We start from the raw sequence: 13,576 nt of genomic DNA, 5'->3' as shown, positions 1-13,576 counted from the left end.
AAAAACCACCAATAATGGTTATTTAAATGGCATTCGTATGCTGCAAATCCACGGGCAGGACAGCATCTCTTATTTCTGTTTCCAGCTCTTCTTTATAAAAAGCGGTTTGTTTTTTAGTCCAGCCCAATTTCTTCTCCATAAATGACAGGACTTCATTCTTCCAAGTAAGGACCCAGTTGATATCGAAAAATAAAGCCCCTGTACGGCGAATGAAGAAATCTGCTGGAGTAGCAGCCATTTCATGTTCAATGGAATACATTAATTGCGCATAAACGGTCTTTGTTAATTTTGTGTTTTCTTCCGTATTAAATGTTTTGCCATAGGTGAAAAGTTCATTCACATTTGAACCGTACATTTGGACCAGGCACCGGCCGTCTTCCTGAGTGAATCCGTATTCCGCCGCTTCTTTTTCTTTAAGTGAAATATATTCGTAAAACCCTTTAGAACCTCCGACATCCCCTCCTGAAATAGGATATGTCTTGGTTAGTGATTCTTTAAAGAGCTGCCCTTTTTCCTCAAGTCGTTTTGCAATCAAATCGACTACCGATTCTGCCATTTTTCGATAACCGGTTAATTTGCCTCCTGCAATGGTGATAAGACCACTTTCCCCTTCCCATATTTCATCTTTACGTGATATCTCTGAAGGGTCCTTTCCTTCTTCGTATATTAATGGACGAACGCCTGCCCAGCTCGATTCGATGTCTTTTGCTGTAACCTTTACCTCTGGGAACATAAAATGTATAGCATTCAGTATATAGTCACGGTCTTCCTCAAGCATTTTTGGACGGGTCGCGTCTTCGCCATAAAATGTATCAGTGGTTCCCACATAGGTTTTCCCGTCACGGGGTATTGCAAACACCATCCGTCCGTCTGTAGTATCAAAATAAACAGCTTGGCGCAGCGGGAAGACCGCCTGATCGATAACAAGGTGAACACCTTTTGTCAAACGAAGCTGTTTGTTGTTCCTTGAGTAATCATTTTTACGAATGTGATCAACCCAAGGACCTCCTGCATTTACCACTTTTTTTGACGTGATAGTTACTGTCTTGTTTGTCAGCATATCCTTCGCCTTGACACCGATAATCATCTCATTTTGATAAATAAATTCCTCCGCTTTTACATAATTTATTAAATTTGCTCCATTTTCAAAGGCAGCTTTTAAGACTTCAATGGTTAATCGAGCATCATCTGTGCGGTATTCAACATAATACCCTCCACCCTTGAGTCCCTCTTTCTTAATAAGAGGTTCCTTCGAAATGGTTTCTTCGCGTGAAAGCATACGCCGGCGTTCAGACTTTTTCACACCTGCTAAATAATCGTAAACACGTAAACCGATAGATGTGCTCAAAGGACCGAATGTACCACCTTTATGCAGGGGTAGAAGCATCCATTCAGGGTTGGTAACATGCGGGCCATTTTCATAGACGATGGCTCTCTCTTTCCCTACTTCTGCAACCAACCCAATTTGAAATTGCTTTAGGTATCGTAATCCTCCATGAACCAGCTTGGTTGAGCGGCTTGACGTACCGGCCGCAAAGTCCTGCATGTCTATTAGCGCAACCTTCATTCCTCGAATCGAGGCATCTAAAGCAATTCCCGCTCCCGTTATACCGCCGCCAATAATAAGCAGGTCATACTGTTCTTCTGATATGATTTCAAGCTGATCTTCTCTTCTTAATGCTGAAAATGTCATTTATTATTCCTCCTATGTGAAACGTCAATGAGCTATCTGAAAAAAAAAAGAGACCAAAACGTGCATTATAGCAGATGCTATAACTTGCGTTTTGGTCTCTCCGTATCTCGAACCGTCAATTATTAACTTATTAGTAGTATAACTTATAATTTCATCGTAGAAAAGGTATAAAGTACATTTTTATTAAAATATAGTCAAACGGCAGCTTATTTGCTGCTAAAATGCTCCCAAATTTCCTTTTGGGAAGTGGTAATGGACTCCGCTCCAGCGTCTAGCACATTTTGGGCATCCTCAACACTTCGGATAAGCCCTCCTGCAATAATTTTTGTTTTGGTTCGATCTTTGATTTCTTGTATCATTGATGGAATTACCCCCGGCAGCACTTCAACATAATCTGGTTTTGTCTTATCAATAATTGAGTAACTCTTTTCTAACGCATGAGAGTCTAATAAAAACATCCGCTGGATAGCTAAAACTCCCTTTTGTTTCGCTTTTAAAATCACACTCGACTTAGTCGAAATGACCCCAATCGGCTTATATTCCTGGCAAATAAATTCTGTCCCGTATTCATCATTTTTTAAACCTTGGACGAGGTCCAAATGGTAGATCATTTTTTTCTTATGCTGTTTAGCCAATAGGGCAATGTTTTTTAATTGAGCAATATGAACGTCTAGAAATAAGCCTACTTCATAGTCGCTTTTTAAGAACTTTTCAAAATCCTTTAAGGAAGTCGATGCCGGTAATATTTTATGCATGATGACCCTTTCCAACCTTATTTCATTTTGATGCATTTTTGATTTATGTAGTCATATTATTTTTCCTTGTTAACTAGACTGTTGATTTGTGCTCAATGCGCTTCCTCTTCCGCACAAATAACAAAGTTCTAAAAATCATCTACTACCTTTAAAGAGGCTCTGATAAAACTGAATGTTGTTTTCACTGTGTTTGGAAAATAAGCGGAGAATTTCCGTTTAAATTGGGAAATACCTATATTTTCTTATAAATAGGCGGAGTTTTTCCGCTTATTAGCATCCAAACCCTTGGAATTTGTCTTTTTCATAGCAGTTAAGCGGAATATCTCCGCTTATAGCTGCTTCATAAGTTCCTCTTTAAACAATAGCCGGAATTTCTCCGCCTAAGAATTCACACCCCTACACGAAAATCAACAATGAATAATAACAGAACCTACAAAAAGTCATTTATTTGAATGCCATTGCTGCTTTTACTGCCTTTTTCCAACCCTTGTAAAGTTCTTCGCGTGTTTCTTCTGCCAGATTTGGTTGGAAACTGCTGTCAATTGCCCACTGATTTGAAATTTCCTCCTGATTGCTCCAAAAGCCTGTAGCGAGTCCAGCAAGATATGCCGCTCCAAGTGCTGTCGTTTCATTTACGACTGGTCTTTCAACAGGTACATTTAAGATATCACTTTGAAATTGCATGAGAAAATCGTTCTTTACCGCCCCACCATCCACACGGAGGGTTTTTACTTCGATTCCTGAATCTGTTTCCATAACTGATAGAACATCTTTCGTTTGATAGGCAAGGGATTCCAACGTTGCACGAACGAAATGCTCTTTTGTCGTTCCGCGTGTTAAACCAAAAACAGCTCCACGAACATCACTATCCCAATAAGGTGTTCCCAGCCCAACAAAAGCGGGAACGACGTAGACTCCATCTGTTGAAGCAACCTTTCTGGCGAGTCTTTCACTATGTTTTGCATCCTGTAACATTCTTAATCCGTCCCGGAGCCACTGGATCGCCGAACCCGCAACAAAAATACTTCCTTCGAGAGCATATTCAACTTTTCCATCAAGTCCCCATGCAATGGTCGTCAAAAGTCCGTGTTCTGAGCGTACAGCCTTTTCACCGGTATTCATCAACATAAAGCAGCCTGTACCATAGGTGTTTTTGGCCATCCCTTTTTCAAAACAAGCCTGGCCGAACAATGCTGCCTGCTGATCCCCTGCAGCACCCGCAATCGGAATCTCCTGACCAAAAAAATGATAATTTACAGTAGTACCATAAATCTCGGATGAAGACTTTACTTCGGGAAGCATAGACCTAGGAACTCCTAATATATCTAACAATTCTTCATCCCATTTTAATTCAAAAATATTGAACATCAATGTACGCGATGCGTTACTATAATCCGTAACATGTGCCTTACCGCCAGATAGCTTCCAAATTAACCAGGTGTCAATTGTTCCAAATAACAATTTTCCTTGTTCCGCTTTCTCTCTTGCACCCTCAACATTGTCCAATATCCACTTTACTTTGGTTCCTGAGAAGTAAGCATCAATTAATAGTCCTGTTTTTTCTCTGAAAAGAGTATTATATCCTTGTGCAATTAACTCATCACAAATCCCGCTTGTTTGCCTCGACTGCCAGACAATTGCGTTATATACTGGCTTTCCGGTTTCTCGATCCCATACTACTGCCGTTTCACGCTGGTTCGTAATTCCAATCCCAGAAATTTGATCTGGTCTAACACCTGATTCAGTTAGAACACAGGCAATTACGGCTAATACAGAACCCCATATTTCATTTACATTATGTTCCACCCATCCTGGTTTAGGAAAATATTGAGTAAATTCCTTTTGTGCCGAATGAACAATTTCGCCTTTCTTATTGAATAATATCGCTCTTGTACTAGTCGTTCCCTGATCCAAAGACAAAATATATTTTTCTTCCATTCTATTTACCTCCAATTTCTATTACGGTAAATCCTTTTACGATTGATGAATGTTCTATATTATATTATAAAAAAAAGACTCACCCAGAAACAACCTAATACAATAGGTTAATCAGTGTGAATCTCCCAGTCTCCGACACAACATTTTAACTTGTATTTAAATATATTCTAAGTTGTAAACGTTGTCAATACTCCGTTTTCTCATCGTAACTATCAATTCCTTTTCATCATTCTAGCAATTTAAACTATCTACCACAAAAATATTTAAGGGAGACCGTTTCACTTAAAAAAGTATTTTTGATAGATAAACAACAACCGCAACGGTAATACTGCTTATGATGGTAGTCAAAAGGACCGCTTGCGAAGCATATTCTGGATAATTATCATATTCGAGTGCCAGCAGAGCACTATTTCTCGAAGAAGGAAATGAACTGGCGATAAATAAAGCCTGAGCAGTAATTTCAGTTAATCCAAGAATAAAGATAACTAGTAACCCCACTATAGGAGAAATAATCAGCCTGCCGATTACAATCCAAACAATGGGTCTCGAAATTCGTGTAATCCTTAAAAATGCCACTTGGGCTCCAAGTGTGACCAGTGCAACTGCCAGAAACGCATTCGAGGAATTTTCAATGGGCCTCCACAAAAATTCAGGAATTTCAATATGGAGCCATTTCAACAATATGGCCAATAATAAAGCGTAAATGACCGGAAGACGGATAATTTTTCGTAATATTTCTCTACCGCTGCTATCTGCTGAGACACTGTTGAAAAAACCATATGTGAATGTAAGGAGATTTTGAAAAATAACTACTATAATCTGTATCGACATACCTGCAGGATTCGCGGCAAAAACTAGTTCACTTACCGGGAGACCATAATTACCGGAATTGCTCAAAACCATGCTGTTTTTAAAAGTAGCTGTCAGTTTACGGTCAAACCTGTTCACTTTCGCAATAAACATACTGGTAAGAATAAGGAAAATATTAAAAAGCAGTAAAAATACTAACGTTTGGCTAATTAACTTACTTGACATCTTGCTCTCATATATATTTACAAAACAAACAGCTGGCAATAAGAAATACACTGTCAACGTTGACAGTGTAGATAAATCAAGCCTAATTACACGCTGAAGTAAAGCCCCTGCCCCTATTAAAACCAATATTGGAAAAATAATATCAAGTAAAATGTGATACAAAATACTCATCCAACGTACCTTCTCTCTCTAATGAAAAAAGGAAAAATGCAGTTTATAAATAAATAAAATGCATTTTCCTACTCCTTACACGATCTGATCGTTAAAATAAATAACCTCTGAAAGAATCTTACAACCTGTAACATTTTTAAAAGCTTCTTTGGCTTCTATTTCAGAATTAAATTCAAACATTGAAATATTGTTACCCTTTGAATAGACAGTGATTATCCACATTAACATTCATCCCCCATCGATTTTCCTTTGGTCTACTATAGTTAAAAAGGAATAATTGACATTATAATTGCAACGGTCATCATAACCAAAGTCGATCCACAGGCCCATTTAAGGAATGTGCGCTGTAAGTCACCAAAATCTTCTCCAACCATACCGACTAATAAGTACGTAGAAGGTACAAGAGGGCTTAATAAATGGACAGGCTGCCCCAATAGTGATGCTCGTCCAATAAACTCAGGGTCAATACCATATACACCTGCTGCTTTGGCAAGCAATGGCAAAACTCCATAGTAAAAGGCATCATTTGACATAAAAAACGTTAAAGGTGCACTGATAATCGCGGTTATAAGTGCAAAATGAGAACCCAGTACATCAGGAATATAGGAAATCATGGTGTTTGCCATGGCATCAACCATTTTCGTTCCTGAAAGAATACCAGTAAAAATACCTGCTGCAAATACCATCGAAACAACCGATAACGCATTATCTGCATAGTTTGCAATTCTTTCTTTTTGATCACTTATTTTGGGATAATTGATCGTAATCGCTAACGCAAATCCCAGCATAAACAATACGGTTGTTGGAAGGACTTCTTTTATTAACGCAAATAGAAGGAGTATTGTAAGTAAATAGTTTACTAATATTAGCTTTGGGCGTTTAAGATAAGCTTCCTCAGATGTTGCTGCTACCATGCCCATCGTGTCGTAATCGACTTGCAGTATTCCAACTCGTTTCCGTTCTTTTCTTCCAAGACAGTAGGCCATGAACAATACGAACAATATCCCTCCCGCCATGCTAGGTATAACCGGAGTAAAAACATCTGACATCTCAAGATTTAATGCCGTCATGGCTCTTGCAGTAGGTCCGCCCCATGGAAGGAGGTTCATGACACCTGAAGCAGATACTGCAATACCAGCAAGAATCAATGGTTTCATGCCAATACGTTTATACAAGGGCAGCATGGCAGAAATCGTAATTATGTAGGTTGTTGTTCCATCCCCGTCAAGGGATATTAAAAGTGCAAGGACTGCAGTTCCAATAGCTATTTTTACCGGATCTCCCTTTACTACTTTTAAGATGGTAGAAATAATAGGATCAAATACTCCTGCATCAATCATGATACCGAAAAAGAGAATAGCGAACAAAATCATAATTCCCGTTGGTGCAACACTTTTTATCCCTTCAAACGCCATTGGCCCCATTTCCTTACCAAATCCGCCAAGTAATGCAAAAATGACAGGAATCACTATAAGGGCAATCATAGCTGGAAGTCGTTTCGTCATAATTAAAATCATAAAAGTGATAATCATTAAAAACCCTAATATTGCAAGCATCGTCTTCACCTCTTTTATATGTAAATTAAATATAATCGAAATATTCAGTCGTGAAAACGTTACCAAAATAAAGTTATTAACGTAAATAAAATTGATTTTGTACATTTTGTTCATAAGAGGGGAATTCCTCCAAATAAGAATAACTCATTGGGGTATTCAAATAAGGGGAAATATAGATGTAAATAACAAAAGGAGGGTTATTTGCCCCCCCTTCTATACCGGATAATATTTCCTTTCCGGTCTACCCACAATTCCATAAACCACTTCTGCTCTTACTTCCTGATTGGAGGAGAGATATTCCAAGTACCTTCGTGCAGTTATCCGAGAAGCACCAATTTCCTTACCAACCTCCTCTGCCGAAAGTCCCTCTCTTCTTACGAGGAAAACAGCCTTAACTTTTCCTAAGGTAATTTCGTCAATTCCTTTTGGCAATCCCGCGCTCTTTGTCGGCACTTCATTTTTCCCTTTACGGAATAGCAAGTCTACATAAGTCTGATTTACTTCTTGAGTGGCAGAAAGAAGCGTGTGTTTTTTAATATAATCCTGAATGACTTCATCAAATCTTTCCCTGCTTACTGGTTTGATTAAGTAGTTCTCCACACCATAGCTTAAGGCTTTTTCAAGGAAAACTTTATCAGTTGCTGCTGTTATCATAATAATACTGACTTTTGGAAAATTCACACGGATTATGGGGAGTAACTCAGAACCAAGCATATCCGGCATATAAACATCTAATAGCAGTAAATCTGGGGTTTTCTGCTCCAATAATTGTAAAGTTTGCTCACCATTCAATGATTTGCCAACCACATCTATTTCCTTAAACTTAACTAAAAATTTCTCATGTATATCTGCTATTCGAAAATCGTCTTCCGCTATAGCCACTTTTACCTTATCCAAAATTCTCATCCCCTTGCACATTCTTCGGAAGATAAACGGTGAAAACAGTTCCGCTTTCTGGATTGCTTTGCACCTCGATAATCCCATTCAATTCCAATACTGCCTCTTCAGCATTTGATAAGCCATATCCCCTTGGCTCAGTGCCTTTCTTAGAGGTATAACCTCTATCAAAAAGAAAGGGAATTTCTACATCACTTATCCCGTTGCCACTATCTGAAATCTCAAAAATTATATCTCTTCCAATATCTGTAGCGAAAAACTTAACCGTTGGATTTTCGCATTCATAGACTGCTTCAAAGGCATTATCTAGTAAGTTTCCAAGGATTACAATCAAGTTTGATAGTTTTATATGGGACGGCAAACTATCCAAATAGCTGTCTGGAATAATCTCAAACTTAATTTTCCTTTCGGATGCTTTTCCTAATTTCCCTAACAGGATAGCCTGCACTTTTGAATCTTTAATCTGGTTAAAAACCACTGAATTTTGAAATTGTAATGTTTGTGTCTCACTTTGTATCATAGAGATCGCTTGGTTGTATTCACCAAGCTGAAGCAGGCCCAATAAAACATATAATTTATTGGTAAACTCATGTGTTTGAGCACGAAGATCCTCCGAATAACTTTTTACTTCGGATATGGTATTTAACATTTGCTTAATTTCTGTTTTATCACGAAAAGAAGCCACAACCCCCTTAATACTTGTTTCATCGATGATAGGAGTACAATTTACAATAACGGTTTTATCTTTCCAGACCAATTCTATATCGGTTTGGGCGTTTCCTGAACTTAATACCTCATACAAATATTTTGAAGGAAAAAGCCCATCCACTTTCATATTTTTGACTGATCCTTGAAGCTGCAGAAGCCTCTTTGCCTTTTGATTCATCATGGTAATGCGGCCTTTATTATCTATCGCTAAGATACCTTCTTTTACCGCATGCAGGACAGCGTTTTTCTCTTTATAAAGAGTTGCAATTTCATAAGGCTCAAGCCCCATTGTATCCCTGCGGATGTTACGTCCTAGTAACATACTGCCTAGAAGGGATATTAAAAGTGCGAAGAAAGAAACAATGAGCACTCTCGTGATGTTATTTATAATTTGCTGCTGCACATCTTCAAGGAGAAAGCCGACAGAAACAATTCCGATTATCTCCCCTTGATGATTAAAAATAGGAGATTTACCTCTAATAGATGGTCCAAGTGAACCCTCTGCCTTTGAGATATAATATTCCCCATTGCTAAGCGCCCTTTCATTATCTCCGCCTTTCATCTTCTGCCCAATTTTTGTAATCATAGGATGCGCATATCTCGTTCCATCCCTATTTCCGATGACTACAAATTCAGCACCGGTTTCTTTTCGAATTTTTTCCACTATTGGCTGTATCGTTTTAGAAGGGTCGCTCGTTTGGAAAGCGTCAATGATCGTCGGGATGAATGATATGGTTTTCGATATTTCTAGTGCCAGCCTTCCCTTGTTTTCCTCTATTTGTTTACTTTCCATATAACTATAAAATCCTGTCATTAGCAGGATTAAAAATAAACTCAGTGAGAGTACCAGCCCGAATATTTTTGTTTGCAGGGTAACCTTTATTGACTTCAGGCAGAAAACCTCCTATTATATTAAATCTTAGTTGCTTTGCCTGAAACGATATATACTCGTTCTGGCCGACCTACTGTTCCGTATGATAAATCTGCTTCAATACTTTCATTAGATACTAAATGTTCAAGGTACCGTCTTGCGGTGGTTCTGCTTACACCTATTTCTTTCGCAACACTCTCTGCTGTTAGTCCATATTCAACCTTACCGAGAACCTCCATCACTTTTTCAAGTGTTAGTGGGTCGATTCCTTTTGGGAGGTAGGACTTTTCGTTACTTGCAGCATCGATTTCTTTTCGTAACAGCTTGTCTACCTGCTGCTGTGTCACATGAGTATTTTCTTTCCCTAATTCTAATAACTTTGTGTGATAATCCTTATATCTCAGTAACGATTGTTTAAAGCGGTCAAAAACGACCGGTTTGATAATATAATCGAATACTCCTATACTAATAGCCTCTTGGACTTGATTGATTTCTTTTGTTGCTGTAATCATAATAACATCCATTTGTTTGGTTTGCTGTTTTGTTTCCTTCAGTAAGTCAAGCCCATTCATGTCTGGAAAATATACATCCAGTAAAAGTAAATCCGGTTCCAAAATATCAATTAAGGTTCTAGCCTCAAGATAACTTGCAGCAATTCCTACTGTTTGAAAGCCTTCAATCTGTTCTATGTAACGTTTTTGGATTTCTGCTATCCTCAAGTCATCCTCAATAATTAACAATTCGATGTTCCTGTTCCCCATCCTTCACATCCCCCATGCTCTTTGGAATCGCCACAGTGAAAATCGTTCCTTCTCCCACTTCAGATGAAAACGTGACATATCCACCTAAACTATTAATTGCATTTTGAACGAGACTCAGTCCAATGCCAGCATTGCTGTTCCTGTCCTTTGTGCTGAAGCCTTCTTTAAAAATCTGGCCGTTATCATGGCTATCGATTCCTTTTCCATTATCCTCTACTTCAATAATTAACTCTTTACCAAGGTCGGTGAAAAATAGAGATACTTCTTTTTCTCCATTCTTATTTTCTTTTACAGCTTCAAAAGCATTATTGACAAGGTTGCCAATTATAGTTACTAATGAATCTCTGCTAATTTCATGTGGAATATCTTTAAAGCTGCTCTCTCTATCTATTGAAAAATTCACTTTCAATTCACTGGCTAGACTTACCTTCCCTAATATAAATCCAGCAATAATGGAATCCGGTATTTCCTTCATTAAAAATTGAATGAATCCTTGGGTAACATCCACTTCCTTTGAGATGAAATCAATAGCTTCTTTATAAGATCCAAGCTGAATCAAGCCTAAAAGGGTATATAGACGGTTGGAGTATTCATGGGTTTGAGCTCGCAAACCTTCTGCGTAGGCTTTTACATGGGATAATTCCTGCAGTAACTGGGCCAGCTCCGACTTATTTCGTAAACTCGCTACTGCCCCAATCACATCACCTTTCTTATTAAAAATCGGAATCCGGTTTGCCAAAAATACATCTCCGAATATGATAATTTCCTTATCATATTCCGCCTTCCCACTTCGAACCACTTCAAGTAGTTTCGTATTTTCTATGACCTCTTCAATTCGTTTTCCACGGAGCAGCGTCTCATTTGGCACACCTAAAATTTTATGAGCTGTTTCATTCACTACGGTGATTCGCCCATCAGTATCAATCGCAATGATTCCTTCATGAATAGACTCTAATATCGCATGTTTCTCTTGGTACATCCAGGCGATTTCTTTCGGTTCTAATCCAAACAACGCTTTTTTTATATTTAAAGAAATGAGTGAGGCAGCTAGTAATCCACCAATTAAAATAAGGAACGTAGTAAAAAAGATTTTTTTCTGGATTTTTGAAACTTCCTTTTCAATATCCGTTTGAAGATAACCGACAGAAACCACGCCAATTACTTCTCCCTGTTGAAAGATTGGTGCTTTCCCCCTAAGAGACGGACCAAGAGTCCCAATAGATTCTGATATAACAGATTCTCCTTTAAAAACAAGTCCATTATCTCCCCCAACCATTTTTTGTCCTAAACGTTTCGGATTGGGATGGGAGTATCTGGTTTCATTCGTATTCCCAATAACAATAAATTCTGCCCCAACCTGTTTCCGAATGCTTTCTGCGACCGGCTGGATAACAGCGGCTGGATTTTCTGCTTGAAAGGCTTCCTTAATATCTGGCATATTTGCAATCGATTGAGCTACAGATAAGGCTTTGGTACCTATTTCATGTTTAAGATTGGTCTCCATTATATTTTTAAAAGTAACCTCAAAAATAACTCCAATCGAGATAATTAGAAGAAGAATGACTAGCATTAATTTCGAATGTAAACGCACGCAATCACCTCATTCATATTATAGTAAAAAAACTCCTTAAATAAAGGAGTTTTCGCATTATTATAAAAATTATCCTTCGATATTGATAATTACATCCTTCCCTCTTCTTTTCATCATGAACGGAATGATCAGCCATAGGAGAGTAATGAGAAGAAAAACAAGAGAAATTGGTCGTGTAACGAATATACTGAAATCTCCATTCGAAATCGTTAAAGCTCTTCGTAAATTATTCTCTACCATGGGACCTAACACCAATCCAAGTACGAGAGGGGCGATTGGATAATCGTTCTTGCTTAAGAAATATCCAAGAATTCCACATCCCAATAAAAGTAAAAGGTCGTAAGTTGATACTTGGACCGCATAAACACCAAAAATGGAGATTGCAATTATCATAGGAATCAAGAATTGTTTTGGTGTTTGAATAATTTTGGCAAACACTTTGACAAGTGGAAGATTTAATATTAAAAGCATAATATTCCCGATAAACATGCTGGCAATAAGTCCCCATGCCACTTGAGGATGGTCCTCAAATAATAACGGTCCTGGCTGTACATTATACATCATTAATGCTCCCATTAGAATGGCCGTTGTACCTGAACCTGGTATTCCTAATGTTAATAATGGAATCATAGCCCCGCCTGATGCAGCATTATTTGCCGATTCTGGTGCTGCAACCCCAGCAATGGTTCCCGTTCCAAACTTTGAAGGCGTCTTAGAAATCTTTTTTTCAAGAATATAGGAAAAGAAGGAAGCAAGCGTTGCCCCGGCACCAGGTAAAATTCCTACGAAAAAACCTAATAGCGAGCCGCGGGTAATGGGACCTGCTGATTCTTTTAACTCTTCTTTTGATGGTAGTAAATTATTTATCTTTGCAATTTCAGCTTCTTCCTCATCTTTTTCCAAAATGGTCTTAAACACTTCTCCGAGTGCAAACAACCCTACCGCAATCGTTAAAAACTCAATTCCCTGATAAAGCCATGGGACATCAAAGGTAAATCTCGCAATACCTGATACACTGTCAATTCCAATCGTTCCAAGTAATAACCCACAAACCGTCATGATTAATGCTTTCGTTACCGATTTGCCAGCCAGTCCACTGACAGCTCCCAGCCCTAACAGCATTAAAGAAAAATACTCGGCTGGTCCAAATTTAATCGCTACAGCTGAAAGAGGTTTCGCTAATAAAATCAGGGCTACAAGGGTAACAATCCCAGCCACAAAAGAACCAATTGCCGCTATGGACAATGCACTTCCCGCTCTTCCCTTCTTTGCCATCTGGTAACCATCTAATGTCGTCACAACAGAGGAGGATTCCCCTGGTGTATTTAATAGAATGGAAGTCGTCGAACCTCCATACATCGCTCCATAATAGACTCCAGCAAGCAGAATAATTGCGCTCGTCGCAGCTTGTTCTGGCGGAAGTCCGCCAGTGATAGATGCCGTTACAGGAATAAGAAGGGCTACACCACTCATTGGTCCAATCCCTGGTAACACACCAACAGCGGTCCCAATCAATACTCCAACGAAAGCAAATAAGATATTATACCAAATAAGTGCTGTTCCCAATCCTTGAATCAAGTATTCGATTGTACTCATGCTT

General features: G+C 38.6%; 11 protein-coding genes. All 11 read right to left on the bottom strand.

The features are described from left to right. Window positions 1–22 precede the first annotated feature (22 nt). Complete coding sequence (locus H0184_RS14430; protein WP_221826472.1) at window positions 23–1,693, bottom strand: glycerol-3-phosphate dehydrogenase/oxidase; 1,671 nt, start codon at window positions 1,691–1,693, stop codon at window positions 23–25. A 206-nt stretch (window positions 1,694–1,899) separates the two neighbouring features. After that, window positions 1,900–2,448 (bottom strand): glycerol-3-phosphate responsive antiterminator, encoded by a 549-nt coding sequence (locus tag H0184_RS14425; RefSeq protein WP_221826470.1) that lies wholly within the window; start codon window positions 2,446–2,448, stop codon window positions 1,900–1,902. Window positions 2,449–2,892: 444 nt separating this feature from the next. Further along, window positions 2,893–4,386, bottom strand: a complete 1,494-nt coding sequence (glpK, locus tag H0184_RS14420; protein ID WP_221826468.1) for a glycerol kinase GlpK — start codon at window positions 4,384–4,386, stop codon at window positions 2,893–2,895. A gap of 282 nt (window positions 4,387–4,668) precedes the next feature. Continuing rightward, window positions 4,669–5,592: an AEC family transporter gene (locus H0184_RS14415; protein ID WP_221826467.1), complete on the bottom strand. Its 924-nt coding sequence runs from the start codon at window positions 5,590–5,592 to the stop codon at window positions 4,669–4,671. Between the two features lie 75 nt (window positions 5,593–5,667). Continuing rightward, window positions 5,668–5,820, bottom strand: a complete 153-nt coding sequence (locus H0184_RS14410; RefSeq protein WP_221827211.1) for a hypothetical protein — start codon at window positions 5,818–5,820, stop codon at window positions 5,668–5,670. 35 nt (window positions 5,821–5,855) lie between these two features. Then, window positions 5,856–7,253 (bottom strand): CitMHS family transporter, encoded by a 1,398-nt coding sequence (locus H0184_RS14405; protein ID WP_221827167.1) that lies wholly within the window; start codon window positions 7,251–7,253, stop codon window positions 5,856–5,858. Window positions 7,254–7,361: 108 nt separating this feature from the next. Beyond that, window positions 7,362–8,054, bottom strand: a complete 693-nt coding sequence (locus H0184_RS14400; protein ID WP_221826461.1) for a response regulator — start codon at window positions 8,052–8,054, stop codon at window positions 7,362–7,364. Beyond that, window positions 8,038–9,546 (bottom strand): ATP-binding protein, encoded by a 1,509-nt coding sequence (locus tag H0184_RS14395; RefSeq protein ID WP_260631577.1) that lies wholly within the window; start codon window positions 9,544–9,546, stop codon window positions 8,038–8,040. The genes H0184_RS14400 and H0184_RS14395 overlap by 17 nt, the downstream gene beginning before the upstream one ends. 119 nt (window positions 9,547–9,665) lie before the next feature. After that, window positions 9,666–10,385 (bottom strand): response regulator, encoded by a 720-nt coding sequence (locus tag H0184_RS14390; RefSeq protein ID WP_221826459.1) that lies wholly within the window; start codon window positions 10,383–10,385, stop codon window positions 9,666–9,668. After that, complete coding sequence (locus H0184_RS14385; RefSeq protein WP_221826457.1) at window positions 10,351–11,976, bottom strand: ATP-binding protein; 1,626 nt, start codon at window positions 11,974–11,976, stop codon at window positions 10,351–10,353. Before H0184_RS14385 ends, H0184_RS14390 begins: the two co-directional genes overlap by 35 nt. A gap of 69 nt (window positions 11,977–12,045) precedes the next feature. Beyond that, window positions 12,046–13,572, bottom strand: coding sequence for a tripartite tricarboxylate transporter permease (locus tag H0184_RS14380; RefSeq protein WP_221826455.1), 1,527 nt, complete (start codon window positions 13,570–13,572; stop codon window positions 12,046–12,048). Window positions 13,573–13,576: the final 4 nt, after the last annotated feature.

Source organism: Neobacillus niacini, from assembly GCF_019749295.1.
GTDB classification, from domain to species: Bacteria; Bacillota; Bacilli; order Bacillales; family Cytobacillaceae; genus Neobacillus; species Neobacillus niacini_D.
This window is presented reverse-complemented; position numbering and strand designations above follow the sequence as displayed.